The sequence below is a fragment of the Maribacter sp. PR66 genome (genome assembly GCF_028464205.1).
GTDB lineage: Bacteria > Bacteroidota > Bacteroidia > Flavobacteriales > Flavobacteriaceae > Maribacter > Maribacter flavus.
The window spans coordinates 266,495-291,967 of record NZ_JAQPCH010000001.1 but is presented as its reverse complement, the minus strand read 5'-3'; the positions used below and the strand labels follow the sequence as shown (position 1 = coordinate 291,967).

Sequence of the window (25,473 nt, the reverse complement as noted above, 5' to 3'; positions counted from 1 at the left end):
TGAATTTTAATCCATGCCACCCTTTCTGGTAGGACTACGTTGGGATGGCCATTCCCGTTGTTCCCCGGTTCTGGGATCGATACCCAATACCGCTTTTTCCCTAGATGTTTTTACTGGGTCCTCACAGGCCATATAGGTTAGGATGGCCGTAAGGATGGCGTTGTTCCGAACGTCGTCAAAGACAATTTTGTCATAGGTATCTAGATTGGTATGCCACGTATAGTTCCAATAGGCCCAACTTAGGGAGCTCAATGAAAACGCAGGAGCACCGGCAGCCACAAAAGAGGCATAATCGGAACCGCCGCCTCCAGGTGTACCGGGAAATGTAGTTTCAATTTCGTTTTTATAGGCATCCGGAACCGCTTCTAACCATCGGCCTAGATAATCATAGGCATGCAGAAAGCCCTGCCCTGAAATTCGCACGACCCTTCCAGTACCATTATCCTGGTTGAACAGTGCCTGAAGTCCTTCCACAATTTTTGGGTTATCCTCCACAAAGGCCCTGGACCCGTTTAACCCCTGCTCTTCGCTTCCCCAATGACCGATCAAAATGGTCCTTTTGGGATTGGGGTATAACTTTTTAAGTATCCGTGCGGCTTCCATCATCGTGATGGTCCCTGTGCCATTGTCGGTTGCACCTGTAGCCCCGTCCCAAGAATCGAAATGGGCGGATAAGATTACGTATTCATCGGGGAGTTCCGTTCCGGGAATGGTGGCAATGGTGTTGAAGGTAGGTACTTCACCAAGTTCCTTGGATTCGGCCATAATCTTGATATGAGGCTTGGCGCCGTGCTCCACCATACGGTATAGCATCCCATAACCCTCCAAGGAAATGTCCACTACGGGAATTTTGTCGGTTCCGGCACTAAAAATTTTGTTCGCCCCAAATCCACGCGACCATCGGGATTGTGCTATTGCAACGGCACCTGCCGCTTCCAATGCTTTGTTGATGGTCCTACTGGAATATCCGGTATTTTTCATGTTCTCGTCCCAGGCTTTTTCCATCGCTTCCCGCTCTTCCTTCATTTTTTTGAAGGATGCCTCGGTAGCGAATTCTTCCCAATTGTCATCCGGTCTTCCGGTGGGCTGCATCATGCTAACCATAACAATTTTTCCCTTTACATTGGGAAGCCATTGGGCAAACGCCAAGGAATCCTGTATTGTAGGGAGGGTAATAAGCTCGGCCGTAACCCCCTTTTTACCCGCACTTGGGCTCCATGCCAGTTGGGTAGCATGCAAGGAGGCCACTCTGGGATGTACCATATCAACATGGGTAATGCCCCGTTGCCAACCTTTCCAAGTGCCCCATTGTTGGTTTTCCGCATCGATACCCCAGCTTTTATAGGTGTTTACCGCCCAATCGTGCGCAGATTTCATTTCAGGTGTACCCACCAATCTTGGTCCATTAAAATCCATAAGCTGATAGGCCAATTCTTCGAGCTGTGAGTTTTCGGTTCCTTCTTTTTCGATGGCGGCTACCATTTCTTCTGTGGTCTGCGCCTTCGTTGTTAGCAATAAACCTAGGACGAAAATTATGGTAAAGAGTAGTTGTTTCTTCATTTTCTGGTGCTTTACGAATGAAGCTCCAAGTTAGCAATTAAACCTCGAAAATGAATCTTACCCTATGGATTAATCCATCATTTTATCCAAAGAAAGTAGGGAACTCAGCAAGACATTGGCCCCGTTTGCTATATCTTCTGCAGAAGTGAACTCTTTTGGGGAGTGGCTAATGCCGCCCTTGCTGGGGACAAAGATCATTCCGGTAGGGGCAATAAGTGCCATATCCTGGGCGTCGTGTCCTGCGCCACTAGGCATATATTTATAGGTAAGTCCCAAGGATTTGGCATTTTCGGCAATGATTTTTTGTACTTCCGAATTCATAATGGCAGGGTCTGCTGTGGTATCCAAGGGTCGGAATTCCACCGATACATTGGAAGACGCCACAATTTCTTCCGTTTTGGTTTTAATGGCCTGATACACTTTTTGGATCACATCCGATGAGAGATCCCGTATTTCCAAGCTGGCGGTTACCTTTCCAGGAATTACATTTGGTGCACCGGGCTCCGCTTTTATCCGTCCCACCGTACCTACTTGGGCCCCGTTAAAGCTGTTGGTGATTTCGTTTACGGCAACGATGAATTTTGCCGCTGCTAATAGCGCATCCTGTCGGGCATCCATGGGCGTGGTGCCTGCATGATTGGCAAAACCTGTAAATACGACATCCCACCATTTAAGTCCCACAATACCTTCAACTACCCCGATTTCTATGTTCTCCTTTTCCAAAGTGCCTCCCTGTTCAATATGAAGTTCCAAGAAAGCGGTAACATCCCCTTCTTTTCTTGCGACTTCAGCGATGCGGGTGGTATCGCCTCCCAAACGCATGATTCCTTCAACCATGGAATACCCCGTGGAGTTTCTCACGCCCAAAGCGGTTTTTCCCAAATGCCCGGCAATGGCCCGACTGCCCATAACGCCACCTTCCTCATTGGAGAAAATAACGACTTGAAGAGGGTGTTTTGTTTTGACATTGTTCTCGTTCAAGGTTTGGATAACCTCCAAAGCGGCCATGGAGCCCACACAGCCATCGTAATTGCCTCCGTTTGGGACACGATCTATGTGCGACCCAAAGACTATGGGTTTCATGTTTTTCTTAGTGCCCGACCTGGTCGCCACAATGTTCCCCGCAAAATCGGTATGCGTTTCCAAACCCATTTTGGTCAATTCCGATATCACCCACTTATTTGCTTCAATATTGGCATCACTAAAAGCGACCCGCTCCGTTTCCCCATTTTCCTGAAGTCCGAATTTTGCTAAATCGAAAATGCGCTGTTCCAATCGGTCCTGGTTTACGGATACTTGTGAATGCCCAGAAACAATGGTAAAAAGAGTGAATATGGATAGTAACGTTAGTTTGGGTTGATACTTCATTTTTATCGATTAAGCTCGTTTAATTCTTTTAAGTTATAAATGCAGTTGTTTGCCGGAGCTTCGCCGCGAAGAATGGCCAAGGTATTTTGTACCGTGAACATGCACATAAAGTCATAGGTGGTCTTTGTCAGACTTCCAACATGGGCGGTGATATACGTGTTGGGCAGTTTTAATAATGGGTCGTTTTTTTTCGGGGGTTCTTCCGAAAGTACATCGGCGGCAAAACCGCCCAATCGGTTGGCGTAGAGTGCTTCGGTCAGCGCCGTTTGGTCAATGATCTTGCCCCTGGCGGTATTGATGATTAGGGCCGATGGTTTTATTTTTGCCAGCGCAGCGGCATTTATCAGGTTTTCGGTCTCCTTTGTAAGGGGTAGGTGCAGACTGATGCAATCCGAAGTTTTCAGGACTTCATCCAAATCCCTAAAAGGGTAGGGGACTTCTTCCTGTTTTGAGCTCCAATAAACGACTTCCATACCTAGGGCATCGGCAATTTTGGCAACTTTTTTACCGATGTTGCCCATCCCCAAAATGCCCAAAATCTTCCCGTGCAGTTCGTCGCCCACATAACCACCTCGATCTTGCCATCGGTCTTCCTTGACCATGGTAATGGCATTGTAAAGGTTTCGTTGTAAAACCAGTAGCAGGGAAATGGTATGTTCGGCAATGGTATTGGCGTTGGAATTGGGTGCATTTACGACCTTGATGCCCCTTTCGGTCGCCGCTGAAACATCGATGTTGTCCAAGCCCACACCACATCTGGAAATGACTTCCAATTTGGGGAGGGATGCTATTAATGATGACCGCACCTGACCTTTTCCACGGGTGATAATGGCATGAATTTCATTCTCGGAAAGATGCGTTTCCAAAGAAGCTGGGTCAAAACCGGTTAGGATGTTCATATCCTCGGCCGATTCCAAAAGCTCCATGGCTTCCTCGGCTACAGTTTCCAATAAAAGGATGTTTTTGGGCATTTAGTAGTTTTGATGTTGCAGACCTGTCAGGTTTCCAAAACCTGACAGGTCTAAGCTTGTTTAGTGAATGCACATTACTTGTTGTGGTACAGGGTGGCATCCTTGGTCTTGTATCCCCTAAAATCGTTTCTTCCGGACACATATATACCCTCTTGATATAGTTCGTCCTCAAAAATCTTGGGGTCGATTTTATCCTTATCGTCCGGGTCCGAGGATATTTCCACCAAGTTGCCCGATGGATCCCGCACGAACATCTGGATAGCACCATCGGGCAGTTGGCGCACCTTTCCCCAAGGTTGGATGTCAATGACTCCCAGTTCCTTCATCCGAAAGAAAACCGCGTTGATATCGTCTACGGTAACGCACAAATGTCCTCGAAAGGAGTAGGTATCTTCCCATTCGGTCAGGTGGAGCTGTTGCTCCTCATTGAACTTGAAAAAGGCCGTAGGATAATCGAACAAAAATGCGGGAATGGGTTCCAGGCCTAATTCGTGTTCATAGAATTTACAAGCTTCCTCCAAATTGCTTACTACCAATGCCACATGGTTAATCTTTACTGCTCTTGCCATGATATTTATTGTTTAAAATCTTTTACAAAATCCCAATTGGGGGTTACCCCCAATCCGGGTTTATCCGGTGCCGAAATCATCCCCTTATCGTCCACACGTATGTGTTCCTCCACCAAATCGTACATCATTGGATTTCCGCCCAGCGAGAATTCTATGACGTTTGCGGACGGAGAGGCAAAGGCCACTGAAAGTCCGGCCATAAAGGAAAATGCGGAACCCCAACAGTGTGGGGCCAGTTCCAATTGGTAGGTGTGTGCCAATTGCGATACCCGCATGGCTTCCGTAACTCCGCCAATGATGGCACAATCCGGTTGCAGCACATCCAAGGCCCGTTCCGAAATCATATCCCGAATGTCAAAGGCGGTGTATTCACTTTCACCTGCCGCAATGGGGATATCGGTTTGCGAACGAACTTCCGCCGTACCGATTTTGTTATCGGGGTTGATGGGTTCCTCAAACCAATATAAGTTGCAATCGGCTACGCCGCGACAAAACTGTTTGGCCTCCGGCACACTGAAGGTGCCATGAGCATCCGTCATTAATTTAATATTGTCCCCTAAAGCTTCTCGGGCTGCCTTTACACGTTCTACACTGGCCTTTACCGTTTCATCCATGATGCCTACGCGCATTTTTACTCCGGAAAATCCTTTACTCGTATAGCCTTTCAGTTGTTCCCCAATGGCATCCACTTTGGCCCATCCGCCACTGGCATAGGCTTCCATTTTATCTCGGCAACTTCCACCCAACAATTCCACCACCGGAACTCCCAGGGATTTTCCCTTAATGTCCCAAAGGGCGGTGTCTATGCCACTGAGCGCTGAAATGGTGAGGCCCCTTCGTCCCAAAATGGGAAACTTTCGACCACGGGACAGCGAATAATGGTCCCGGGTGCCATTATAGACCATTTCCCAAATACGAGAGATGTTTCGGGCATCCTGGCCTATGAGTTGGGGTTTTAATTCGTTTTCCACACAGCTGACAATGCTGGCACAAGATCCTGATGAGCCCACAGCTGCTTTGGCCTCCCCAAACCCTTTCAAACCGGAATCCGTAGTGACCACAATCAAGGTCATATCAAAATTCGTGAGTAGTCCGTAATCGCTAAAATGCTGCTTTTCCTTCGGGATGGGGCAACGCAACCAGAAGGCCTCTATATTCGCTATTTTCATCTATTGGATCAGTTTGGTCAAAGTTTCCATGGATTTTTTAGTCAGCATGGTATAAAATTCATCGGTAATGGCAGAACTTCCATGGTCTTCCAAAAACTTTTTTTGCTCTGCTGTGAGTCCTTCCGGGTTGGTCTCGATGGAATTTGGAAAGGGATTGGCAGGGGTCCTGTCCAAGGGGGCGCAGAACTCAACTGAGAGCACCTTGTCATAATTGATTTCGTTCAGCGTACGTATGATTCGTGCCCAGTCCAAATGGCCCATGCCGGGCGCCATGCGGTTATTGTCCGCCACATGGAAGTTTACCAAGCGGTCGCCCACTTTTTTCATCGTTTCGAACATGTCCACCTCCTCAATGTTCATGTGAAAGGTGTCCAAGCACACCCCGCAATTGGGTCCTACGGCCTCTGCAAGGGCCAATGCCTGTCCGCCCCGATTGATAAAATAGGTTTCAAACCGGTTGATAGGTTCAATACCTATTTTCAGCCCTAAACCCTCGGTATAGGCATAGATTTCCTTAACCCCTTCAACGGCCCACTCCCATTCCTGTTCCGGGGTGGCATCCGGGATAATTTTACCGACCGTTGCCGGAACGAGCGAGATCACGGAACCACCAAGGTCATATACCATTTTGGCCACATCCTTCACATACTGCACGGACATTTTACGCTGCGCGGGGTCCTTCGCCAATAAGTTTCGCTCTTGCAACATTAAGGTAACGGAACCCCAGCATTGTATGCCATGGTCGTCCATGACAGGTTTTATTTTTTTTGCATCATAGTTTTCCGGGGTGCCCTGGATTTCCAGACGGGTATATCCCAGCTTGGCAATACGGCCCAAGGTATGTTCCAGGGATTCTGCCCGCATCCAGTTATGTATGGCTAGTTCCATAGGGTTGCTTTGTTTTTATCTTGGTTATCCGATGAATTGTATTTTTCGATGTGATCCATCGCAAAAAGGTTTGTTTTCCGAAGCACCACATCTACAAAAGCCCGTGGTTCCTTCTTTTTGTACCGTTTCTCCGGAAGCCAATTGTATCTGCAAATTGCCAGACACGCGTAGGGGACCGTTCGCAAGTACGGCAATCGCCGTTTTTTGTCCTTCTTCGGTTTTTTCAGACGCTTCCTTTGTACTACCGTTCATATAGAAGGTCAAAGCTCCGGATGGACATGCCTCGATTTGGGATTTCAAAGCCTCCGTGCTGGCATTTTCCGGGGTAATCCAAGGTTTTCCGTTGGGGTCATATACCTCTGGGAGGGTTTTTACACAGACCTCTGAGTGAATGCATTTTTTTGGTTTCCACACCACAGTCAGTTCTCCGTTGGTGTATTCCTTCACGATTTCTTTATCCATAAAATTCGATTATTCAATGTTGATGCCTTTCATGACCAATTTTTTCCATTCGGGATGTTTTTTTAAGTACATCGCTACGAAGGGGCACAGGGGAACAAGGGTCAGATCCTGTCGTTCTACGTCTTCCAATACTTTTAAGACGAGCGATGAACCGATGCCCTTACCTTCCAAGGCCGTTGGTACTTCCGTATGGGTGAGGTAGATTTTATCCTTTGCCTTGATGTACTCCAAAAAGGCCATTGAGCCTTCAACGTTGGCCTCGTATCTCTTTTTGTCCGGATTATCGGTCACGTTTAAAACCATAGGGAGTTCGTATTTTGAGGCTTTTAAGATAGGAAAAATTACGGAGTTGCTACTATTATTTCAAGGTTCCATTTACCTGGCTACTCCCGGCTTGGAAAACCCGGTTGGGGTCGCGTCCAGCACCAACACCCAATCATGGCCTTTACCGGAGGTGGGCGCGTTAATGATTACGTGGTCCGATTTCAACACTTCATCGCCCAAAAAGCTATTCCCCGTTCTGGGGTCATACCACCAAGCTGTCAATTTGTTGGAAGTCAATGCGGTCACATCCAAATCAACTTTTCCGCCAGTAGGCATATATACCATGGCGTAGCTACCATTTTGATCTCGCGTGGCAATCTTGTAATCATTGTTCTCCGCTTGTTCACCATGAATTATACCTTGGTCGGGTATACGGGTTAGGTAGGGTCTGGACAGCATTAAATTTTTAAGATACTTTACCTGATTGGCCATGGGCATGTCCAAAGCGGCGGTCCATGGGCGCAAGGGTCCGTTTATAGGTTCCTTGTCCGGAGTGTACATCTGCCAAACGGCATGGCAACCGTAAGTCTGACCCAATGCCCCTGCAAAAACGTTCCAATACATAATTCTTCTGATATCTTCCGCTGAACTGTAGCCAAGCTCCTTTGCATTGAAGCAATTAGGATGATCTTCATAGAGGGGTTCTCCATCCAAAACGGGTTTTATGGGATTAAGGGCATAATCGTGTTGGATGTGCTTGTATGTACCTTTGTTTGCACAATGTCCGGTTTGATGCATATTGAAATCCAACGATTTTTGATCGTGAAACCAAGTGGAGGAACCTCCGTTTTGGGTCGGTTGTGGATGATAGGTCATTAAGGTTCGGTCATAGCCACCGGCACCTTTGACGATGCCTTCGGCCATTTGGTTCCAAATAAGTACGTCATCACTTTCGTTCCTAGGGTTTCTATCTCCCCCGATGACCCAAATGATATTCTCGAAATCCTTGTATCGGTTTCCCATCCATTCACCAAATGAGTAGGCGTTTTTCGGATGGAAGATTTCCGGACCAACACCCCACTCCTTGGTGTTGACCTTATCACCCCAAGTGGGAAGCAAGGCTATATAAAGTCCTAAGGAATCCGCCATTTGGATGATACGGTCCACATGCTGAAAATAAGCCTCGTTTGGAGATGTTGGGTCGTTGTTATTCAAGGGTGTTTCTCCATACGGGTTAGGGTCGTTCAACCCATCCAGTTCTGCCAGCGCCACCGCTTGTATGACATTGAATCCCTGTTCCGCTCTTTTTGATAGGTACAGGGCAGCCTGTTTTTCATCGCATCGATGAAAAAGTTCCCAGGCCGTATCCGCCAGCCAAAAGAAAGGTTCGTTTTCTTGGGTCACCAAATACCGCCCGTTGGAGCTCACTTGCAACCGTTGTGAAAACAGACCCTGCAAGCTGAAAAGAATCCAAAGTGAACAAATAAAAGTAAAGGCTGATTTCATATGGAAGTTCTTGTTGTATTATATAGTGTTTGAAATATGAATGATTTTATTTATTTGGTCAAGGCATTTTAATATATAGTATCCTAATAAATTTAAAGTTTTTTGAATAACAGTAAAATGAATATTTTTATTGAAGTGTCAAAAGGTCGTAAAATACTAGAGACAATACTTGGGATATTTTTCACCATATTAAGTATTGCAATTGGAGTTTTCCTTCTTCCCGATTTATTACCCATATTAGGGCGAACTCCGTATTTAATTCTTGAACCAGATTCAGGGGTAAGACATGAGTTATCAATAGATTGGTTCTGGCAATCCATTGGTTGGGTTATTGCCTATTTCTGCTTTAGAGGGGGCAGGTCCTTTTTAAGAGATGCTCGGAAACCGTAAAACGCAAGTAAATAAATCAATTTAAGTAATATTAAAAATTAAATTCAATATATTGTAAATCAATCAAATAAAAGTTTACAAACGACTGTAAACGATAACAAACGAAAATAAGTGTTTTAAAACCGAGTACCGATTTGGAGTGGTTATAAGTTTGTCCCGTCGAACAAAAGCAATTCGATAGTATTAACTGTTTAACGCTAAAAATTAAAATTATGAACGCACTTAAAAACAAAGTACAGTTGATTGGAAACTTGGGTCAGGACCCAGAAATCGTAACCATGGAGAATGGTACCAAATTGGCCAAATTTTCATTGGCTACCACCGAGAGCTACAAAAATGCAAAGGGCGAGAAAGTAGATGACACCCAATGGCATAACATAGTAGCTTGGGGCAAGACAGCGGAAATCGTAGAAAATTATTTGACGAAAGGAAAGCAAGTGGCCGTAGAAGGTAAACTGACCCATCGCTCTTATGAGACTAAGGAAGGTGACAAGCGTTATATTACGGAAATCCGTTGCAATGAACTCTTGATGTTGGGAAAATAAATTAAATCAAAGTTTTGATAAGCCCCGGTGCCCTTTATGGATATCGGGGTTATTTTTTAGGAGTTCCTAGTCATCGTAGTTTACGAAGATACTTCTCCACATTTTCCCGATCTGGAACAGTAGTAATTTCCAATTCCAAGGCCTTTTCAAAATAGCCTTTGGCTACCAAATCGTAGCCCTTGTTGTAATTATACAATCCTGCCAGATAATAGCCTTCCCAGAAATAAGGGTTTAGTTGCACCAATTTTTTCAATTTGGTTTGCTCTACATGGGCTTCATTGGAAATAGCATCCTCTATTTCATCTCTCAAAATTCTATATCGTTCGTAATTCAGGTAAGCTTCGCTTTGTAAAAAGGGATCTTTGGAAATATTGCGTTCCGTTTCGGCTATAGGAGCATCGGCAAATGCGGAAAGATTAAACACCTCGTTTAGGTCATAGGCCACAAATTCGCCCAACTGATAGGGGTTGCTGGATACCCAGACCAATAAATCTTCGGGCTGAAAAACAATGCCATGGTGGGCCAACATTTGGTTCAATGCCTTTTCATTTCCGTACCCTATTTTTTCCTCGTCCAAGCCCTCTTTGTTCCGCAATATGGAAACCACATCTTCTGGGCCGATTTTTGGTGTTTCCTTCAAAAGTTCTTCCATGCGTTCGTATCGGTATTGGGAATGGCTTTCCAAAATATGTTTCTGATTTTTTTTATCATTTGCATAGGCAGCACTTTGGAAGTGGTTGGCACAGATCAATTGATCGGAATTTTCCACTTCATAGACCCCGAAATTCTTGGGAGAGACCTCAATGATAGCCGCTTTTTTGTCTTTGGCGCTTCCCACGAATATGGATTCCGAAACAAAGACTTCACGTTTCTTGGCAATTTCTATGGCCTCATCGATGGTGGAGGCATATTGTAAAATTTCACGGGTTACCAATGAGACAGGAGTTTTGGCAATTAGGGGAAATTGGGACTTTCCGGCATTGATGGTGACGGTCAACCCTTGATCGTTCATCCCGGATACCACACCGATCATGCCACCCCAGGTAACCGACATGAATTTGTAACCATGATCAGGCTCTACAAATGCAATGATTTTATTCTTAGCAAAGGCATCCCCGGCGTAGAAGTCGAAATTCCTGCCGATCAATAATTTACCATCCTCAGTGCTATCTCCCCAAGCCGCAAAGGAGGAGCAGCCCACTAAGGCCAAATCCTGTAGGGCATGACCAATATCATGGGCCCCGTGAAAATACATGACCCGTTGGTACGGTTTTGCTATGTAATCGTAGTTGGGGGAGGCATATTGGGAGACCCCATAAAGTTCCGCTTTAAATTGCGAATCAATATTGAGGTACATTTTACGGTTAAACCAGGCCAAAAACTTACGGAGTAGATTTTGATAGCCCTTGGAGGGTACCAGTTCATCTATCTTATTTACAAAAATGTCCTCCTGTTCATTGAACAATTCTTGTGTGAGGCTGCCCGTTTTTAGCCCCAGTTCCAAGGGATTTCCACTAACCTTAAGTTCCCATAGACCTTGACGGTTCTTACGCAGGAAATTATGGGCAACGGTAAAGGTGGAATCGTTTATTTTTTTACGTGCCGGAATTTCGGTTTGATACATGGAGACATCGGGCTTCTCCTGTAAGGATTTGGAAACCCCACAGGATACGCATAGTGCCATGCACATCGGTATCCAAAAAACTCGCAGTAATGGCCTGTAATTTCCCAATTATGAAAGGTTCACTAGGTTTTTATGCGTCTTTTTTATGGCGATCCGGTCTTTGTAATCCAACCATTTTTGACCCCAATGCTTTCGGGTAAAGTTGTCAAAATTGCGCATTACCAATACATTATAGAGCATGTTAGCAAATCTCTTGGGGTTTCGGGGAAGCGCGCGGAGCGTCATGGAGAAGCCGCCATCCAGATATTTTATGTAGTGCCAATAGCCACTGGGCATAAAAAGGGCATCGCCATGTTCCATGTTTGCGGTAATTCCTTCGGCATATTGTAGGGCAGGATATTTTTCAAAATCCGGATTGTCCATGTCGATGGATTCCAGGTTATGGATGGAATACGGCACTCGATACAGGTATTTGGTCTGTTCCGGTGAAAATAGGGTCACATGCTTATGACCGTCAAAGTGAAAATGCATACTATCCGGTAAATCGATATCATAGTGCATAAAAACCTTGGACTCCCCACCACCGAAAAACAAGGCGGGTAGTTTTTTAAAAAACTTTAGGCCAATGTCCGGGTACTCAAAATCGTTGGTTAGTTCGGGCATTTTTTTCAGGATTTCATAAAAGAAAATCCGAAGGTCCGTAGGCTTGGTTTTAAGTATTTCAATATACTCCGCCAATTTCATTTCCTCCACGGGCGCGTATACACTCTGTTTGTCCTTCGCCGGTTCGTTGTTGTACAAAGGCACGATTTGGTCGCCCGCCTTTCTTTGAATATAATCCAAGGACCATTTTTCATAGGCGGGCCAATCTTTGGTCAGACCCTTCAACAACACAGGTTTCTGGGGCTTGTAATAGTTTCGGATAAAATCTTCCTTGGAAATAGTTTCCAAAACTGTAATTGGAGTCGTTTTAAATGTGCCCATTAGACGGTCATTTTTTCGTTGGCCTTTTTCGCAAGTGTTTCGGTAATCTTGTTGATCAAATAGGAGCCTCCCAAAATCTCGGAGCAGGTAACCACACCACTGATAGTGACACCTAGAATGCCATGCATGTTCAGGCTTTGCCCCGTTAAATATAGGTTTTCGATTTTGGTCCGGGGCGAAATAAAGGATTTTAAAGGGTCGTTAACGTCCTTTACGTAACCGTACATGGATCCTTGATGATTCCCTATATAGTCCCTATACGAAAGTGGGGTGGAAGCATATACGGACCGGATACACTCCCTGATATTAGGAAATTTTTTCTCCAGTTCCTTCAGAAACACGGCTGTTTTGTGCTTTTTAAATTCCTCATAACTTTTTCCGCGGTCACGTGTATGGGCTACCGTATTAAAGGTGTTTTCCCATTCTTTTACCTCCTCATATCGCATGTAGGTAATGGCCGTAAGTTGCTCTGCCCATGCATCCTGATTTTTACGCACCCCCATGGAAACCATGTAGGTTTCCGGCCAGGTTTCCTGGGTATACTTGTGGGCGTCCCAGACCTTTCTATAATCCTTAAAATGGTAATAGTTTTTGTTGAGGTATTTAAAAGTTTTCGGTTTCAATACAATATGAATGCTAAAGGCAGATATTATACTCTCCATTTTCTGGATGCGGTGATTATAGGATTTTCTAAAGTGCTCCTCCCCGATCATCCGTAGGGTATGCTTAGGTTCTATGTTGGAAATGAAGATATTGCCGAACACTTTTTTGCCTTTCTTTAGGGTAACCGATTCCAATTTCTTGCCCGTACAGGTTATATCCGTTACCTCACTGTGCTTGTAGGCCTCCCCGCCGTTTTCCTTAAGCCTTCTGATCAATAATTTGGTAATCTGGCTACCCCCATCGGCACATCTGTAGGCACTTTCAATATAGGAATTGATGGATAGGGCGTGTACATACAATGGAGTTTTGTCAGGGTCGCCGGCGTACAACAAATTGGAACCTGCCAAAACCGCACGCAGCTTTTCGTTTTGGGTAATACTGGCAATGTATTCCTTCGCGGTTTGTTGAAAAAGCTCCGGGTCGTTTCCATAGGGCTTTCCTTCCTCCAAATTGTAAAGCGGAAACTTGTAGCATATTTCCCTAAGTTTTTTGCAATAGCTCTCAATAGCCTTTCTTTCCTGCGGAAATTGTTTTGCCAGTTGGTCTATGAAGTTTTCATAGCCTTGGGCATGCGGGTAGGCAATTTCATCGTTGTCAAATGTGATGATGTCAAACCCGTCCCTGTTCATTTTTCTCAGATGCAGACCATCCAGAATACCCAAATAGTCGAAGTAGCGATGTAGGTTTTGCCCTGGTGCCAATCCGCCAATATAATGGACCCCGGTATCGAATATGGTACGGTCCCGAACAAAGGTCTGCAGATTGCCCCCAAATTGGTTGTTCTTTTCCAGCACACAAACAGTAAGTCCCTCACGGGCCATGATATTGGCGGCCACGAGTCCGCCCATACCACTACCAATGATGACGACATCGTACTGTTTCTTCAATTTGATGGATTTTTGTTGAGTACAATAAAATTATCATTTTGCGCTTTAACCAGAAAATCTGAGGGTAAAACTTCGGCATACTTCAACTGTTTGCCCTGCTTCAATAGAAATATGGTCTCAAATTTCGCAAATAAAGATTCTGAAAAGGAGTATGTATCCAAATTGAATAATAGAATTTCCGCCTCGTTTGCTAATGCATCCTCTGGAGTATCGTACAGGTTTATTTTACTATAATTATTGTAAAGAAAATTCTGTTTCAAGGCTGTTGAAGCCTCCTTGTTTTCTATAAATGAGTGAAGTTTACGTTCTGAAGAATCTATGGATAAGAGTAGGTCCAACTGTCCATTGTCCTTGGAAAGATGTACGATTTTTCCTTTGGATGAAATTGACCTTAGCAAATCATGATAGACTACAGCATTTTGTTGTAAATCGGTTTTTACCCGATTAAACAGCGCCTTCCCTTTAAAGCGAGAATGCTCCAACAGGGTTTTTCTCCAATAATCCTTGGTTTCTACATGCGTACGCATGTTTTGAAATTCGTTCCTAAAATAAACACCTATCTTTTTTGCCTGTTGGGTATAATTCTCCCCGTATTTTTTGTCCCCATGTACAATTCGCGGTAGGATTTTCACCGTGATACCGCCGTCCCTAATCACAAAACTGCCTTTTGGAAGTACTTCGGAATTCCCATGTATCAAAATGGGGATGATGTCCAATTTGAATTTTTCGGCCAAGTAAAATGCTCCTTTATGAAACCTGTTTATTTTGTTGGATGTGGAACGTGTACCTTCCGGGAAAGCGATGATGGAAAATCCTTGCTGGAGTTTTTCGGCCACATATTCCTCCCCGTTTTCCACACCGCCAGAGACTGGATAGGCTCCTGCCAACTTTGCTGCCTTTCCAAAAATGGGAGAGTTGTAGACCCAGTCGTTTACTAAGAAAACAATCTTTGGATGCAGCATCCCAATACACAAAATATCCAAAAATGAGGTATGGTTGGCGATGAGCATTGCCGGTTTTTCAAAAGTTTCCTTAGTAGGATTCAACACCCGCTTTTTGACAAAAGGGTTGGTGTATAAGACCGATTTCATCAACTTGGAAACCGACTTATGAAAACCTAGGTTCTCTTTTTTAGGTTGGGTTGGGTTCAACAAAGTCACTACCCATGCATATAGGGAAAATAGGAGTCCGCCCAGGCCAAAATAGGCAAAGGAAAGAACGGAATGCACAAAATAGCGCAGTGAAATAGGCCGCTTATTTTTAGTGCCGATAAACAGCTGGAACAATAGCGGTTGAATGGTGAACGCCACAAAAGCCGCTGAAAAAATCCCTATCAAGGATACCCTGGATATAGAAAACAGCGCGGGATGTTTGGCAAAAACCATTACCCCTACACTGGCAATGGTCGTTATGACCGAAAGTATGATCGAAGTTTTATGCGTCGGGAGGGTTTTAATGCCCGTTCGGTGCTCCATGAGCAACCCGTTGGTAATGAAGATACTATAATCCACTCCCAGCCCAAAGATAAAACTGCAGATGATGATATTGAAAATATTGAATTCGATATCCAAAATCCCCATGATCCCCACGGTCAAAAACCATGTTAAAAAAATGGGTATACCAGTGACCAGGGTAAGCGAAAGGCTTCTGTAAAATAGGGCCAGAATAATGACAACCGCGAGTAGGGACAGCCAGAGCAGACGATTAAAGTCTTCCTTTAAAGTTCCCAGGAAGGATTCGTTGACCTCTTTTCGGTTGATCAAAAGCGTATTTTCATGATTGGCAAAGTAGGTTTTGATGCCAGGGTATTGATCTTCGTTCAATTTGAGGAGCGAAGTGGCCGTTGTTCCTGTGCTGTCGGTTACAAGATAGTCATCGACACTGAGTGCCGGAAATTCCTTGAATGAGGATACGGACATGGGTTTGAAATCACCCTGGAGCCAATCGTAAAAATGTTGAAAGGTACCCTCCTTAAAGCCCAAAGCATCGGCGCTATTATTTAATTGTTTCTTTAAGGAATCGTTTCTGGGTCGCGACCAGAATTCCTGCCATTGCCTTATTTTATCGGTTTGGGTCTTTTCGGATTTAACAAGGCTGGATACAGAGGTGAAATTGACCAGTTTTCCTTCTTTTTTCAGTCTTAGTAGGTCGGTATAAATGACATCGTTCTGCTGTAATACCTTTTCCTGTTCGGTCCCGTAGGTGGATAGGTATACCGATTTTGATTCCAGATCTGTTAATGACTCCAACTTCTTACGTGCCTGGGTCAATACTTCTGATTCATAATTGAGTTTGGCGATATCCTGGTCAAAACCCACGCGGTTGTAGAAAAAAATACTCAGTATACTCCCCAAGAGTACAGTACCAATGGCCAATTTATTTTTATGGAATTCAAAAGCTGCCATTCTTTCCAATACGTTGGAATCCTTCGGCCGATGTCCCTCAAAAGCATATACCTGTGGGATGAACAACAACGAAAAAACGGCCGATCCCACCACACTGACCGATGCAAAAACTCCCAAATCCTGTAGCGCTTGGGATTCCAAAAACAATAGGCATAGAAAGGCCGAAGCCGTCGTAAGGCTGCTCATTAAAATGGAGGGAGCCACCTCCCGGTACATCGTTTGCAGTTCTTCGCCTTTGCGAATGTGGGTCAAAATATGCAGGGCATAGTCTAGGGTAACCCCCAGTAATATCGCCCCGATTCCCAAAGAGACCGCCGAAAGGAACTCCCGTGAAATCGCCAATAGGGCCATCGCCAAAAGCGCCCCAAAAAGTGTTGGGGCAAAAAGTATGAAGGGCAGGGCGAGGCGTCTGTAAAACAAGATCAATAGTACAAGAAGAACGACCATGGCGATGCTCACCGTAAATAGGATGTCGTTCTTGACTTGCTGGGCATTGGCCACCGCAACCAAGGCCGCGCCAAAAAACGAAGCATCCACTTTACCGGCGTATGATACGTTCAAGCTATTTTGAATGTCATACAGGCCTTCGGCCAAGGGTTTGTTTTCCACCGTGGCGCTGGAAGGATGTGTAGGCGTGATGAACAATAGGATATTGGTCTCCTCCTTGTTCAACAAAAAACCATCGCGGATGATAAAATCCTCGGCAATACCTATTTTTTGAAGTTTTTTGAGTGCAATGAAGGAAAGTCCAAGCGGGTCCTTGAGAATATTCTTTTTGGCAATGATTCCCGATGGGGAGACCAACGTGCGATAGTTTTGGGCCATTTTCACGTCAATACTTTCATTTGAAAGTTTTTGTTCGATGCTACCATAATCCGGTTTGTCCAAAAAAACGGGAAGATTGTTGTACACCAGATCCAACGTGTTCAATACCTGCGCATCAGCGACATTTCCTTGAACGTTCTTGACATAATCTGAATACCCATTTTGAAGGCTGTCCAGGAATTCTGATGCATACTTGGTAAGTTCTTCCACGGACCCTGCTTCCTTTTTTTCAATATTTACAATGATTTTGTCCGTAAAGGCAATGGACTTCAATACTTTTTGGATGCGCCTAGACTCCGGGTTGGAAGGTATTAGGGCCGTGATGTCATCCTTGAAATTGACTCTGGTAGTACAAACTATAAGTCCTGCAATTATAAGAAGTAGCAGAAAAACACTTACTGTCCTGTTTTTTCGTATTCGCTGGTATGCAGTAAAAAAGAAATCACCCATTGTTGACGGCCATTTTCCGCTTTCCAAAAAATGTAAGGGTAAGATAGCCTATTCCCCCAAAAAGTACCGCACCTAAAATGGCCAATACCAAACTTCCCAGAAGATAGGCCTTGAGGTGTATCAAGAAGTCGAAATTCTCATTGATGGAATCCATTGAAAGTGTAAAGGATTCCCCTAAAAACCAACTACCGGTCTGCAGGCTTGCAAGTATTATGAAGGGTATAAAAGGAGGAAGGCTAACATTGGAAAAAGCAAAGGCAATGGGTTTGTTCAATTTCAATAAGAAGGATAAAAAAAGCACCAAAAGTGTATGGAGCCCCCAAAACGGACTAAGGCCAATAAACACCCCCAAGGCAATTGATCCAGCTTTCTTCGCAGGGGAATCGTTACTTCCCAGCACATCGTTCAAAAGGAATTTCTTGACTCCCTTTTTTTTTATCTTTCTAAAAAAATCCCGCGGTTTTATATAGAATATGGTGACCAGCACGAACCATGTATTGAGGATGCTGATCCGAGTAAAATCCGGGACCGTCCTAAAATGGGAGACCCGGTCCACGTCGTCATATAAAATTTTGACGGGGACGTTTTTAACCAAGGTGCCTTTCCAAGAGGCTTTTACAATGACCTCGATCTCAAATTCGAACTTGGGGGTATAAAGCGATAGTTTTTCGATCTCTTTAAGTGGATAAAGACGATAGCCGCATTGCGTATCCCGAAGCCAAGTACCAGTCTCAAACCAAAACCAAAAATTGGAAAATTTGTTGCCAAAACTACTTTTTCCGGGAACATCGGCCTGGGCCATGTTTCTAGCACCAATATATAGGACGTTTTTTGTGGTCTCGGTCTCCAAGGCATCCAGAAACACGGGAATGTCCTCCGCAAAATGTTGCCCATCGGAATCCATGGTAATGGCATATTGGTAGCCTTTTTTTAAAGCCTCTTTAAAGCCGGTTTTAAGGGCCTTGCCCTTACCTTGGTTTTTTTCCAAATGAAACACGTCAATTTCATGGAACTCTGCCAAGATTTGGGGAGTACCATCTGTGGCCCCATCATTTACCACTAAGATGTTGGAAGTGTACCGCAATACATCCTTCAGTACCCGGGCCAAGGTTTTTTCATTGTTGTACGTAGGTATAAGGACACAGCATCGCCATTGCTGCATTCTTTCCTGTATGGGCTTTTGGTTTGGCACGGGCTTTTAGGTTTTATGGGCCTAGAACTCTTCGTAAAGATACACAATCAAATAGGTCTACAGGGCCGACTTCTCCTCATAGGTAAATACCTTTGAACCCTGAATATAGTTACGGATCATTTTTTTCAGGGAACCATCCCTAATTCCTGAAAAGTGGTCTAGGATAAAATCCTTATCGGCATCGATAGCATCGTTATACTTTACAATCTTGGGAGCATTTTCCTGAACGCTCAAACGGATGAAACGAAGTTCGATGTTCCCAGGTTTCGAAGCGATGGCGGCCTCCAGGATGCTTACGCCTTCCTTAAAAAACCCTTTTTTATCCTTGACGGCTTTGGCATGTTCGGCCTTTAAGGTCAATACGGCTCCCTTATATCCATAAAGTTCGATGGCATCATCTTGGGAAATGCCAGATAGTTTTTCAGCGAGGGTGTTCGTTATGGAGGCATCGTCCTTGGCCTTTGGATACAAGCTACGTACCTCATCCAAGGATGTGGAATAGGCTATAAGACTCAGAAAACCAAGGAACAGCATCTTCATTAGGCCGTAATTTTAAAACTTGCGTTCAATTTTAGTGCCATGGTGTCCTCAAAGCTGACCGTATTTTTGATTTTTACCTCGTCATCTGACTGGGAAAGTTCAATTTCAAATTCAACGGTGTCATTCTTTTCTGGATTGATAACGGCCATGAACTTGACATTGGAAGCTACGGACAGCAGCAATTTTTTTTCTATGGATTTTTCGGTGAGTTCCTTAATTATCTGTATTACGCAGACCCCGGGCAACACTGGATGGCCGGGAAAATGACCTTCAAAGATTTCATGATCCTTGTTGAGTTTGACCGTGGCCTTCACATAAGGTTCCATGTAATTAAATTCCTGAATCTCGTACAATCCTTCTAACAGCATTTATTTGGTTTTAAATTTATAAGCGGCGCCCACTTGAAGAACACCGTTCAGGTTGCTTCCCGCTTCCTCGTAAAGGTCATTGGCACCAAAAAAGTCCACACTTACGGTTCCCTGTTTGTACCGCGCCTCCAAAGTAAGCCCAAATTTGAATTCATAACCAATGCCTCCAAAAACGACCACATCAAAAGGGGATATTTCTCCATCACCGTTACCATTGGACAAATTCACTAAATTGTTCTTTAAATTGACATCCAGACCCAAACCAAGATTGAAATGGAACCCCTTGTTGGGAACTACATAGAATTTGTTGGCGCCCATGATGGACAAATAATCGATCTGAACATCTCCGTAATCCAGGCTCACCGAGGTACCTCCCTGGGAGGAATAAAAAACTTCCGGTTGAATGGTATACAACTTCGTAATGGGAATGTCCAGAAATCCACCAATATATAATCCCGATTTTGGTTCCAGCCTTGTTTTGCTAATGGTGCTTTCGTTGTAGCCCATTTTGATGCCGGGAGCTACCTGAGCTCCTAAAAAATAGGGAAAGGTACATGCAAACAAAAACAGGAATGTTATGGACTTCTTCATTTGATGGCCTGTAAAGATATGGTAAGTTTCATTGTTTTGTGCGAAATTACAATTTGTCTTGCCACACGGTCATCGATCTCTGAGAATGTGATGACCACTTTTTCCTTTTCGTTTCCCACCCGTGTAATGTTGGTAAGGATATCGTTTTTGAACGTGTAGAAATGTGTTTTGGAACCTATTTTGGTCTTTGTCAGTTCGCTGTCGTTCTTCGTGTAGGTATTCAATGGTACAATTTCTTCCTGGATCAAGCTTCTAAAATCCTGTTCCAGGATACTTAAAAGGATTTTACGGTCCATTTCCTTTAGGATGCGGTTCACTTTAAAGTCGGTCCCGCTAAGGGTAAAATCAAAAATCGTGTTCCCAAGTTCCGTAGTAAAGGCAATTCTATGGGTTTGATCTGCCAACTTTTTTAGGACCAAGATCCCTCCGAAGTTATTCTCGAAAACAATGATGTTCGCCTTGTAGACGTAATCCTTTTGTACATCCGCAAAATAAGGGTTCCTGATTTCCCGTGCATCAAGTGAAGTGGGTTGGTAGCCCATTTTTTTTGGGAACGGGGCACAGCTTAATAGAAGCAGGAAAATGCTAAAGGTCAAAAACCGCATCGGGTAGGGTTTTGTTTTCTATCCGATTGGAAAAAACAATTCTGGTGTAATCGCCGCTGGGTTCGATCATTTTCACTTCTTCCACGGTCCCTCTTTGCGAAAATGTGATGTGGAAGGCTAGGATGAACTCCGAAAACTGAGGGTCCCTGGGTAAAAAATGCACCAAACTTGTCTCGTTCTCCTTGAAGTAGGCAATTTCAAAATCATTGGCATTGAACATATTCCCGTTAATACTGGCGCTTATCAAATGGTTTAGCTGTTTAAAAAGTTCGTTGGAACCAAGATCCAGTTTACTTTTGTTGCCGTTGTCATTGATAAGCAGTTTTTGGCCTTTAAAGACTACCTTATAGGAGAAAGGCTTTACGTATTGCCAACTCACATTGTCCGGGCTTTTGTAAGCCATTTTCCCGGTCGATTCGATGTCGCTTGACAAAAAGTCCAAATGCTTGTATTGTACAAAATCACTGGTGATGGTCTGGGTCTCTTCTGCCTTTTGTTTCACCAATTGCTGTAAGGATTTTGCCGCTTCCGCTGACATTCTGGTCTGTGCGAAACCCAAGTAGGAGAATAATATGAGGATTGCCAGGATTCTATTCATACGCCCGTATTTGGAACATTTGGTCTACCGTGACCGATTGCAACTTTCTTTCCTCCAAAAATACCAATAATCGTTCCAAAACGGCGATTGATTTTGCACTGGTGTCATGAAGTAGGATGATGGCCCCGTTTTGGGTACGGCTGGTTATCCGTTTTAAAACCTGGTCCTCATTTCTAAAGGTTGTATCCAAGGAACGCACGTTCCATCCTATGGTCTTTAAGCCCAACTTTTTTACCGCCCGGGCTATACTTGGATTGGTGACACCAAAAGCGGGCCGGTACAAGGCCATTTTTAACCCTGAGATACCTTCAACAAGTTTGTTGGTTAGGGTAAGTTCTTCCATAACCTTTTCAGTTCCAAAAAAACCAAAAGTGTTGGCATGTGAAAAGGTATGGTTTCCAACGGAATGTCCCTGCCGTATAATCTCCTTAAATAGCTCCGGATGTTTTTCAATATTTTTTCCGATGCAGAAAAAGGTCGCCTTGGCATTGTACTTTTCTAGGAGGGAAAGCGCCTTTGGCGTGTATTCCGGATGCGGCCCGTCATCAAAGGTTATGGCGACCTGGGGTTTATTGATTTCGTTATTTGAATTCAAGGAAGTCATGTGGTAGTTCCACCGGATAAAAAAAGAACCACCCAGTGTCAAGAGGAACCAACTTGCCATCAATAGGGCGAAAGCGGGCCAAGATATCGGTTTGAAAAATGATAGGGACACAAAGACTGCCAGGCCCAACAGGAAAATGGTATTTACTGTTTTCCGAGTTAGCATTTTTCCAGGACTACCAGACTGTGGTTTTTACCCCGATATTGGTTATATAACAAAAGCCTTTTTGGTTGGCTTACTTTTATATCGTTCCAGCGGATGACCTCTGGAACCTTACCGGTTTTGAAGATTTTATTGGCCATCCAAAAACCGAAACCGGAAGCCGTGTCATATTCTCCGGAAAGATGTTTATACACAAATTGTGGAATAGTTTGAAATATCCCATTTGCAAGGTCTTGGTAAATCGTATCGAAATCTACATCCCCATTGATACCTAAAATGACACCGTCCAAATCTTCGAGTGTCAATCCATTCGTATGCAAAAAACCCAGAATTGTATCGGAGACCTCCTCCTTCTTTAGGGTATTGTAAATTCCCATGGCAATGAGCCTTGAATAGGTTGTATCCTGTTTTTGATTGGACAGTACAAAAAAGTGGGATCCCTCTCCAAAAACAATGCCCTTGGTGCCGGAGCGGAGTACCTGTTCCCTGGAAACGGGTTCTTTTTTTATATGATCGATGAATTGATGGGTGGTTACATGGTGTTCTACCAATTCGTCCACGGCACCTACCAATATGTTTTCAGCTTCATTGTTCTCTAATTGTAGCTTGGCGTCCCATAGGCTGGACTCGAACGATATGTTGGAATGCACGTAGGTAAAATTGTATCCCTTGCACCCCATATCCAATGCAATGGAGCCCGCTACGGTGTTGTGGGAAGATTGAATGAACCGGGTAGGGGTAAGGTATTGTTCATCGTTATCCAATAAGTCCCGCACAAATTTTTCGGATTCGCCCAAGCAGCCTAGACCCGTACCTACGATGATGGCGTCCACATTGTCCAGACCCGCTTCCTTTAGGGCATTATGGGAGCTTACGGCGCTCATTTTTAAGCCTTTTGCCATTCTTCTAGCCGCGGCTGGAGGTATGTAGTCCCTATAAGTGGGGTCGACCGCTTTAACCGAAGTGCCCTCATAATCAACGACCTCATCCAAAAACCCCGAATCATCAAAAGTTTTTTGGACGGAAACAGATCCGATACTGTTTATGTACACCTCCAATTTCATGCGTTTAAAATTAGTTTATTGGCTTGACTTTTAAACATTTTCTTTCGCCTGGGTATTTCACTTACCATACCAATGCCCTCGATGAGGGTTTCATGCCTCTTTGGTAAAAATAAGGGTAGAACAGTTACCGCCAAAACCAAAGGAATTGGAGAGTACCGTTTTTATCTCCTTGTTCTTTAATTGGGTCTCCGGAACCAAATTAAATTCGGTCATGGGCGTCTTAAAGTTGAGGTTGGGATAGATGACGTTGTTTTGGATGGACAAAACGGAATAAACGGCCTCTACACCCGCTGCTACTGCCAAGGTATGCCCCGTAAATGGTTTGGTGGAACTGAATTCCGGAACGTTCTCATTAAACACACGAAGTAAGGCCCTCCCTTCGGAAAGGTCGTTGTTGGGCGTTGCCGTACCGTGGGCATTGATATAATCCACCTTGCTTGGAGTAATACCTGCTACTTTTAGGGCCTTCTCCATCGCCATGACGGCTCCGTCGCCATTTTCCGAGGAAGCGGTTTGGTGATAGGCGTCGTTGGCATTGCCATAGCCTTTTACATAGGCCAAGACCTTTTTGTTTTCCTTGGAAACGATTGCATCGGATTCCAAAATCAAAAATGCCGCCGCTTCGCCCAGATTCAACCCTTTTCTGTGTTCATCAAAGGGAGTGTTATACGTATCGGATAAGATCATCAAGGTCTTAAAACCGTTGATGGTAAACTTTGAAAGACTGTCCGACCCCCCCACGATTACCCGATCCAGTTCACCACTTTTTATCATTCTGGCCCCCAACATGATTGCATTGGCGGCGGAGGAACAGGCCGTACTAATGGTGGTTACAAAGCTTTTGGTAAGACCTATGGCATCCGCAATTTTTTGTGTGGAGTCACCGGCATGTAAGCTGTTTATATGATTCCAATGGAGGTCCCTTTCATAAAAGTCATAGAAATATTGCTCGGATTTGTCCATGCCCCCTACCGTAGTGCCGGATATAAGTCCGGTTCTGTATTCAGATATATCTTGAATTTCTGCCTGTGCCAGTGCTTCCTTTGCGGCCATGATCCCCAATAATGGAGTCCTCGAATGGGAATCTGCGGGCAGGCCCAGTAATTTTTCCAATTCCCCATTGGTCAACGGAACTTCCCCCACCATGATCTCATGTTCATGGACCGTTTTTATACGGCTAATTTTGGAAATGCCTGTTGTACCGGAAATCAAGGAAGCGAAGTTATCCGCAACATTGTTACCAATAGCGGAAATTAGGCCCATTCCAGTAATCGCAACTCCTTGATTCATTGAAAATATTTAGACAAATAGCAGATTACACCTTGTATGTAAATCTGTGATAGGGTACCAAGTTAGGCTTTGCTCGCCCTGATGTAAGCGGCCATGGTATCTATGGACTCGAAGATTTTTCGGCCTTCCTTTGGATCTGCCAGTTTAATGCCATAATCTTTGTCCAGCATTACGATGAGTTCCAACGCGTCAATGGAGTCAAGTCCCAAACCGTCTCCAAACAATGGATCGTTGTCCGCAATTTCAGCTGCGGTAACATCTTCCAGGTTCAGCTGCTCTATAATTTTTTCCTTTAATTCTTGTTTCAAATCACTGCTCATGGGTCGTCTTATATAATCGGTTTATTTCAGCATCCGAATGGACAAAAGTACCTTTCTTCGCTACAACATACAAAAATGCATCATATTTTTCATTATCCACATCTACCCACCCACATAATACCTTTTCGGCCTTGTTTTCATCCATCAATTCCGCAGTATAGGAACTCAGGGTTTCAGGACTGAATTCGTCCATGACAAAGAAACAGTTCTCCGAATGAATCTTGTGTTTAATGCTAATTTCGCCCATACAGATATTGGCCAAGGTATATACGAAAACGGCAGGGCTGGGATAGTACTGGGTGGCATCCTTTATGGAGTCTTGGTATCCACGGTCCGTATCCAAACTAGAAGCCCTATTGGAGAATACCATGGCGATATTTTTTTCCGATTCTTCCCTCAATAACACTTCTGCGGCCAAAAGTCCCAGTTTACTCAGGTTGTCCATTTTAAAGAACTTGGGATAATCCACAATCAGCTGTTTGTAGGCCAATTTCATGACCGATTTAAAATCGGTTTCCAAGGTCTTAAATACAGGCGCACCGTTAACGGAAACGATGCCATTGTTTACGTGGCTAAAGGATTCTATGTAGTACCGGTTCTCCAATAAAA

At 44.3% G+C, this 25,473-nt stretch carries 25 protein-coding genes; 1 reads left to right on the top strand and 24 read right to left on the bottom strand.

Annotation, left to right across the window (positions count from 1 at the left end):
- Positions 1-6: 6 nt before the first annotated feature.
- The 9 genes from PP181_RS01225 to PP181_RS01185 form a co-directional block, all read right to left on the bottom strand.
- Entirely contained in the window at positions 7-1,560 is a 1,554-nt protein-coding gene (locus PP181_RS01225; RefSeq protein WP_272635670.1) for a M20/M25/M40 family metallo-hydrolase, read from the bottom strand.
- A gap of 69 nt (positions 1,561-1,629) precedes the next feature.
- Positions 1,630-2,928 carry a Zn-dependent hydrolase gene (locus PP181_RS01220; RefSeq protein WP_272635669.1) on the bottom strand — a complete coding sequence of 433 codons (1,299 nt, stop codon included), beginning with the start codon at positions 2,926-2,928 and terminating at the stop codon, positions 1,630-1,632.
- Between the two features lie 2 nt (positions 2,929-2,930).
- The gene (locus PP181_RS01215) at positions 2,931-3,899 is read right to left on the bottom strand and encodes a 2-hydroxyacid dehydrogenase (protein ID WP_272635668.1); all 969 of its coding nucleotides are present in this window, start codon (positions 3,897-3,899) and stop codon (positions 2,931-2,933) included.
- 74 nt (positions 3,900-3,973) lie between these two features.
- Entirely contained in the window at positions 3,974-4,468 is a 495-nt protein-coding gene (locus PP181_RS01210; protein ID WP_272635667.1) for a VOC family protein, read from the bottom strand.
- A 5-nt stretch (positions 4,469-4,473) separates the two neighbouring features.
- Positions 4,474-5,637: a mandelate racemase/muconate lactonizing enzyme family protein gene (locus PP181_RS01205; protein WP_272635666.1), complete on the bottom strand. Its 1,164-nt coding sequence runs from the start codon at positions 5,635-5,637 to the stop codon at positions 4,474-4,476.
- Complete coding sequence (locus PP181_RS01200) at positions 5,638-6,525, bottom strand: sugar phosphate isomerase/epimerase family protein (RefSeq protein ID WP_272635665.1); 888 nt, start codon at positions 6,523-6,525, stop codon at positions 5,638-5,640.
- A gap of 24 nt (positions 6,526-6,549) precedes the next feature.
- Positions 6,550-6,987 carry a (4Fe-4S)-binding protein gene (locus PP181_RS01195; protein ID WP_272635664.1) on the bottom strand — a complete coding sequence of 146 codons (438 nt, stop codon included), beginning with the start codon at positions 6,985-6,987 and terminating at the stop codon, positions 6,550-6,552.
- Between the two features lie 9 nt (positions 6,988-6,996).
- On the bottom strand, positions 6,997-7,290 hold the full coding sequence (locus tag PP181_RS01190; RefSeq protein WP_272635663.1) for a GNAT family N-acetyltransferase: 294 nt from the start codon (positions 7,288-7,290) through the stop codon (positions 6,997-6,999).
- Positions 7,291-7,362: 72 nt separating this feature from the next.
- On the bottom strand, positions 7,363-8,757 hold the full coding sequence (locus tag PP181_RS01185) for a glycoside hydrolase family 140 protein (protein ID WP_272635662.1): 1,395 nt from the start codon (positions 8,755-8,757) through the stop codon (positions 7,363-7,365).
- 602 nt (positions 8,758-9,359) lie between these two features.
- Between PP181_RS01185 and PP181_RS01180 the strand changes: the two genes are divergently transcribed.
- Positions 9,360-9,692 carry a single-stranded DNA-binding protein gene (locus PP181_RS01180; RefSeq protein ID WP_138257959.1) on the top strand — a complete coding sequence of 111 codons (333 nt, stop codon included), beginning with the start codon at positions 9,360-9,362 and terminating at the stop codon, positions 9,690-9,692.
- A 70-nt stretch (positions 9,693-9,762) separates the two neighbouring features.
- Here the strand turns inward: PP181_RS01180 and PP181_RS01175 are convergent, their stop codons facing one another.
- From PP181_RS01175 to PP181_RS01105, 15 genes are all read right to left on the bottom strand, one after another.
- Positions 9,763-11,376, bottom strand: coding sequence for a C45 family peptidase (locus PP181_RS01175; RefSeq protein ID WP_272635661.1), 1,614 nt, complete (start codon positions 11,374-11,376; stop codon positions 9,763-9,765).
- Between the two features lie 48 nt (positions 11,377-11,424).
- The gene (locus PP181_RS01170) at positions 11,425-12,300 is read right to left on the bottom strand and encodes a cupin-like domain-containing protein (protein WP_272635660.1); all 876 of its coding nucleotides are present in this window, start codon (positions 12,298-12,300) and stop codon (positions 11,425-11,427) included.
- Complete coding sequence (locus tag PP181_RS01165) at positions 12,300-13,850, bottom strand: phytoene desaturase family protein (protein WP_272635659.1); 1,551 nt, start codon at positions 13,848-13,850, stop codon at positions 12,300-12,302. The genes PP181_RS01170 and PP181_RS01165 overlap by 1 nt, the downstream gene beginning before the upstream one ends.
- Positions 13,847-17,530 carry a 1-acyl-sn-glycerol-3-phosphate acyltransferase gene (locus PP181_RS01160; protein WP_272635658.1) on the bottom strand — a complete coding sequence of 1,228 codons (3,684 nt, stop codon included), beginning with the start codon at positions 17,528-17,530 and terminating at the stop codon, positions 13,847-13,849. Before PP181_RS01160 ends, PP181_RS01165 begins: the two co-directional genes overlap by 4 nt.
- Positions 17,523-18,692: a DUF2062 domain-containing protein gene (locus PP181_RS01155; protein WP_272636196.1), complete on the bottom strand. Its 1,170-nt coding sequence runs from the start codon at positions 18,690-18,692 to the stop codon at positions 17,523-17,525. The genes PP181_RS01160 and PP181_RS01155 overlap by 8 nt, the downstream gene beginning before the upstream one ends.
- An 87-nt stretch (positions 18,693-18,779) precedes the next feature.
- On the bottom strand, positions 18,780-19,262 hold the full coding sequence (locus tag PP181_RS01150) for a hypothetical protein (protein WP_272635657.1): 483 nt from the start codon (positions 19,260-19,262) through the stop codon (positions 18,780-18,782).
- Complete coding sequence (locus tag PP181_RS01145; RefSeq protein ID WP_154917444.1) at positions 19,262-19,630, bottom strand: 3-hydroxyacyl-ACP dehydratase; 369 nt, start codon at positions 19,628-19,630, stop codon at positions 19,262-19,264. The genes PP181_RS01150 and PP181_RS01145 overlap by 1 nt, the downstream gene beginning before the upstream one ends.
- Positions 19,631-20,221 carry an outer membrane beta-barrel protein gene (locus PP181_RS01140; protein ID WP_154917443.1) on the bottom strand — a complete coding sequence of 197 codons (591 nt, stop codon included), beginning with the start codon at positions 20,219-20,221 and terminating at the stop codon, positions 19,631-19,633.
- Entirely contained in the window at positions 20,218-20,826 is a 609-nt protein-coding gene (locus tag PP181_RS01135; protein ID WP_272635656.1) for a hypothetical protein, read from the bottom strand. The genes PP181_RS01140 and PP181_RS01135 overlap by 4 nt, the downstream gene beginning before the upstream one ends.
- A complete protein-coding gene (locus PP181_RS01130) occupies positions 20,807-21,424 on the bottom strand; it encodes a LolA family protein (protein WP_272635655.1) in 618 nt (205 codons plus the stop codon). Before PP181_RS01130 ends, PP181_RS01135 begins: the two co-directional genes overlap by 20 nt.
- Positions 21,417-22,193, bottom strand: a complete 777-nt coding sequence (locus PP181_RS01125; protein WP_154917440.1) for a polysaccharide deacetylase family protein — start codon at positions 22,191-22,193, stop codon at positions 21,417-21,419. The genes PP181_RS01130 and PP181_RS01125 overlap by 8 nt, the downstream gene beginning before the upstream one ends.
- Positions 22,187-23,254, bottom strand: coding sequence for a beta-ketoacyl synthase N-terminal-like domain-containing protein (locus tag PP181_RS01120; RefSeq protein WP_272635654.1), 1,068 nt, complete (start codon positions 23,252-23,254; stop codon positions 22,187-22,189). Before PP181_RS01120 ends, PP181_RS01125 begins: the two co-directional genes overlap by 7 nt.
- A 90-nt stretch (positions 23,255-23,344) precedes the next feature.
- On the bottom strand, positions 23,345-24,544 hold the full coding sequence (locus PP181_RS01115; RefSeq protein ID WP_272635653.1) for a beta-ketoacyl-[acyl-carrier-protein] synthase family protein: 1,200 nt from the start codon (positions 24,542-24,544) through the stop codon (positions 23,345-23,347).
- Positions 24,545-24,606: 62 nt separating this feature from the next.
- The gene (locus tag PP181_RS01110; protein ID WP_154917437.1) at positions 24,607-24,864 is read right to left on the bottom strand and encodes a phosphopantetheine-binding protein; all 258 of its coding nucleotides are present in this window, start codon (positions 24,862-24,864) and stop codon (positions 24,607-24,609) included.
- Positions 24,854-25,468, bottom strand: a complete 615-nt coding sequence (locus PP181_RS01105; RefSeq protein ID WP_272635652.1) for a 3-oxoacyl-ACP synthase — start codon at positions 25,466-25,468, stop codon at positions 24,854-24,856. The genes PP181_RS01110 and PP181_RS01105 overlap by 11 nt, the downstream gene beginning before the upstream one ends.
- Positions 25,469-25,473 lie beyond the last annotated feature (5 nt).

Excerpts from the sequence above, each read along its gene's own strand:
- PP181_RS01115 (WP_272635653.1), bottom strand. The coding sequence starts at position 24,544 with ATGAATCAAGGAGTTGCGATTACTGGAATGGGCCTAATTTCCGCTATT.
- PP181_RS01170 (WP_272635660.1), bottom strand. The coding sequence starts at position 12,300 with ATGGGCACATTTAAAACGACTCCAATTACAGTTTTGGAAACTATTTCC.
- PP181_RS01155 (WP_272636196.1), bottom strand. The coding sequence starts at position 18,692 with ATGCAGCAATGGCGATGCTGTGTCCTTATACCTACGTACAACAATGAA.
- PP181_RS01175 (WP_272635661.1), bottom strand. The coding sequence starts at position 11,376 with ATGGCACTATGCGTATCCTGTGGGGTTTCCAAATCCTTACAGGAGAAG.
- PP181_RS01125 (WP_154917440.1), bottom strand. The coding sequence starts at position 22,193 with ATGCTAACTCGGAAAACAGTAAATACCATTTTCCTGTTGGGCCTGGCA.
- PP181_RS01200 (WP_272635665.1), bottom strand. The coding sequence starts at position 6,525 with ATGGAACTAGCCATACATAACTGGATGCGGGCAGAATCCCTGGAACAT.
- PP181_RS01140 (WP_154917443.1), bottom strand. The coding sequence starts at position 20,221 with ATGAAGAAGTCCATAACATTCCTGTTTTTGTTTGCATGTACCTTTCCC.
- PP181_RS01130 (WP_272635655.1), bottom strand. The coding sequence starts at position 21,424 with ATGAATAGAATCCTGGCAATCCTCATATTATTCTCCTACTTGGGTTTC.
- PP181_RS01190 (WP_272635663.1), bottom strand. The coding sequence starts at position 7,290 with ATGGTTTTAAACGTGACCGATAATCCGGACAAAAAGAGATACGAGGCC.
- PP181_RS01205 (WP_272635666.1), bottom strand. The coding sequence starts at position 5,637 with ATGAAAATAGCGAATATAGAGGCCTTCTGGTTGCGTTGCCCCATCCCG.
- PP181_RS01215 (WP_272635668.1), bottom strand. The coding sequence starts at position 3,899 with ATGCCCAAAAACATCCTTTTATTGGAAACTGTAGCCGAGGAAGCCATG.
- PP181_RS01120 (WP_272635654.1), bottom strand. The coding sequence starts at position 23,254 with ATGAAATTGGAGGTGTACATAAACAGTATCGGATCTGTTTCCGTCCAA.
- PP181_RS01180 (WP_138257959.1), top strand. The coding sequence starts at position 9,360 with ATGAACGCACTTAAAAACAAAGTACAGTTGATTGGAAACTTGGGTCAG.
- PP181_RS01225 (WP_272635670.1), bottom strand. The coding sequence starts at position 1,560 with ATGAAGAAACAACTACTCTTTACCATAATTTTCGTCCTAGGTTTATTG.
- PP181_RS01210 (WP_272635667.1), bottom strand. The coding sequence starts at position 4,468 with ATGGCAAGAGCAGTAAAGATTAACCATGTGGCATTGGTAGTAAGCAAT.
- PP181_RS01135 (WP_272635656.1), bottom strand. The coding sequence starts at position 20,826 with ATGCGGTTTTTGACCTTTAGCATTTTCCTGCTTCTATTAAGCTGTGCC.
- PP181_RS01195 (WP_272635664.1), bottom strand. The coding sequence starts at position 6,987 with ATGGATAAAGAAATCGTGAAGGAATACACCAACGGAGAACTGACTGTG.
- PP181_RS01185 (WP_272635662.1), bottom strand. The coding sequence starts at position 8,757 with ATGAAATCAGCCTTTACTTTTATTTGTTCACTTTGGATTCTTTTCAGC.
- PP181_RS01110 (WP_154917437.1), bottom strand. The coding sequence starts at position 24,864 with ATGAGCAGTGATTTGAAACAAGAATTAAAGGAAAAAATTATAGAGCAG.
- PP181_RS01150 (WP_272635657.1), bottom strand. The coding sequence starts at position 19,262 with ATGAAGATGCTGTTCCTTGGTTTTCTGAGTCTTATAGCCTATTCCACA.
- PP181_RS01160 (WP_272635658.1), bottom strand. The coding sequence starts at position 17,530 with ATGGGTGATTTCTTTTTTACTGCATACCAGCGAATACGAAAAAACAGG.
- PP181_RS01145 (WP_154917444.1), bottom strand. The coding sequence starts at position 19,630 with ATGCTGTTAGAAGGATTGTACGAGATTCAGGAATTTAATTACATGGAA.
- PP181_RS01220 (WP_272635669.1), bottom strand. The coding sequence starts at position 2,928 with ATGAAGTATCAACCCAAACTAACGTTACTATCCATATTCACTCTTTTT.